The sequence below is a fragment of the Micromonospora sp. NPDC023814 genome, assembly GCF_040639595.1.
Classification (GTDB): Bacteria; Actinomycetota; Actinomycetes; order Mycobacteriales; family Micromonosporaceae; genus Micromonospora.
Map to the genome: position 1 here is coordinate 1 of NZ_JBFAAF010000206.1, position 2,150 is coordinate 2,150.

The 2,150-nt window shown below is 64.6% G+C and carries 3 protein-coding genes; all 3 read left to right on the plus strand.

Annotation, left to right across the window (positions count from 1 at the left end):
* The first annotated feature begins 294 nt into the window (after nt 1-294).
* The 3 genes from AB0G14_RS35425 to AB0G14_RS35435 all read left to right on the plus strand — a co-directional run bounded on the left by AB0G14_RS35425 (nt 295) and on the right by AB0G14_RS35435 (nt 2,095).
* On the plus strand, nt 295-696 hold the full coding sequence (locus tag AB0G14_RS35425; RefSeq protein ID WP_357705136.1) for a nuclear transport factor 2 family protein: 402 nt from the start codon (nt 295-297) through the stop codon (nt 694-696).
* A 104-nt stretch (nt 697-800) separates the two neighbouring features.
* Nucleotides 801-1,637 (plus strand): IS5 family transposase, encoded by an 837-nt coding sequence (locus AB0G14_RS35430; RefSeq protein WP_357705138.1) that lies wholly within the window; start codon nt 801-803, stop codon nt 1,635-1,637.
* Between the two features lie 137 nt (nt 1,638-1,774).
* Complete coding sequence (locus AB0G14_RS35435) at nt 1,775-2,095, plus strand: hypothetical protein (protein WP_357705140.1); 321 nt, start codon at nt 1,775-1,777, stop codon at nt 2,093-2,095.
* Nucleotides 2,096-2,150 lie beyond the last annotated feature (55 nt).

Genomic DNA, 2,150 nt, shown 5'->3' on the forward strand with positions numbered 1-2,150 from the left:
ACCCCAAACCGTTCGTGTGGACCAAGACGGCTGACGACATCCTCGAAACGGTCGCCGCATACTGCAAACGAATCAACGACTCAGGACACTAGGGCGCGTATGCAGGGGCTGTTCGGGATCGATTTGATCATCCGCCGTCACCAGCCGATCCGATGCTGGCCGAGAACTCGTACGGCGGGTCGGTGTGATGAGCGAGGCCGTCGTGACCGCTCCGGTGACTGAAATCACTGTCAATGGTCGCCCCTCTCGCGATACTCACTCCGTCCCCTCATGACCATCGCCTTAGGAGCGACGATGACCGCCACGCCATCCACCCAACGCCTTGTCGAGCAGTACTACGCGCTCATCGACGGGAACAACCTGTCCGAAGCGTGCGACCTGATGACTGAGGACATCAAGCTCACGTTCGCCAACGCCGCGCCCGTCTACGGCAGAGCCGCTGCCGAGTCGTCCATCCAGTACGTCCTCGACTTCTGCTCAAAGATCGAGCACGACGTCGTGAGCTTCTTCGAGGCAGACAATGGGGACGGCACACACACCGCCTTCTTCGAGATCCGGATCAAGTACGACTTGAAGGACGGCAGGGTAGTCGACATCCCCGGGGCAGTGGTGGCGATCGTCAACGCGGATGGCAGGTTCACCGAGCAGCGCCTCTACGGCGACCTCAACGAAGTCTTCGTGCGCCGAGATGGGTAATAATAGGCCGCGCAAATAGGTCAGCGGGGATGAGCCGGGTAGGAGACGGGCACAGGCATCAGTGATCATGAAGGTCTCTACGCCTAGTGATCACTGGAACGCCTGTGCCCGCTGTCCCATCTTGGCTGAGCGGCCCCTTGTGGGACCAGTTCGCCGCGCTGCTGCCACCCCGCCCCGCTACCGATCCCACCCATCCGCTGGGCTGTCACCGCCGGCGTATCGCCGACCGGATCGTGTTCGACAAGTTGCTGCAGGTGCTGCGGTTCGGCCGCTCCTACCAGGGCATCGCCGACTCGACCTGCTCGGCCACCACGATCCGCAACCGCCGCGACGAGTGGATCCAGTTGGGCGTGTTCGCCCAGCTCAAGACGATCGCGCTGAACGCCTACGACCGTCTCGTCGGGCTCCTGCTGGACGACCTCGCCGTCGATGGGTGCATCACCAAGGCGCCCGGCGGTGGCGAGGTCGCTGGCCGTTCACCGGTCGACCGCGGCAAGCAAGGCATGAGACGTTCGGTCATGGTCGAGGCCCGCGGCATCCCACTGGGACGCGTCCTGGCCGGCGCCAACCGCCACGACTCCCCGCTGCTGGAATCCACCCTGGACCGGCTCGACGACCTCGGCCCGCTGCCCGGCACCATCACCGTGCACCTGGATGCCGGGCACGACTCCCAGAAAACCCGCGACCTGCTCACCGCCCGCAGGCTGACCGGCGAGATCGCCTGCAAGGGCGTCAAAGCCCCGGTCCAGGCCACCCTGCGGCGGCACGTCGAGCGCACGAACGCCTGGCACAACGCCTTCAACCGGCTGCAACGCTGCTACGAACGCAAAGAAGACGTGGTCAACTTCGACCTCGCCGACGCCATCATCACCATCCGTAGCCTCATCCGTCAGGCATGGATCTTGTACCGGTGGGACGGTGTCCGTTCGGGCGATCAATAGCCAGGCGACTGGATGATGAGGATCTCACGCAACTGGCGCAAGGATCAGCAACTACGGTGGCTTGGAGGTCAACGACGCGGCTTTGCCTCACTGGCGGCCTATTCCACCGTCACACTCACCGGCGTGGTGGAGGCTACATGTCACAAGTTCTCGCCGCTTCTCCGTTGCCGGTGGCACCTGCCGCAACGGGTCTTCGGCGGCCTGCCCGGGTTCTTGGCGCGGTTCACCCGATTCACCGCCTTTCGCCTGACGCGCAGGGCGCTTGGGGATCCACGCTGTTCGCAGCCATGCCTCCGCAGGTGACTGCGAGCCTGCTGGAACGCGCCGTTGAGGTCGCGCTGGAGCCGGGTGAGATCTTCTACCGGCGGGCGCATCACGCCGAGACGGCTCTGTGCGCCGTCGTCATCGATGGCCTGCTTCGCGTGACTGGTCAGGTGCTCGTCGGCGGGTCGGCTTGACCTGGGGCGTTCGGGTTGGATCATGGTTGGGTGTGCGGAACGCCGTCGATCGTGG

Bases quoted from the DNA above. Each gene is read 5' to 3' on its own strand.
- AB0G14_RS35425 (WP_357705136.1), top strand. From the start codon at position 295: ATGACCGCCACGCCATCCACCCAACGCCTTGTCGAGCAGTACTACGCG.
- AB0G14_RS35435 (WP_357705140.1), top strand. From the start codon at position 1,775: ATGTCACAAGTTCTCGCCGCTTCTCCGTTGCCGGTGGCACCTGCCGCA.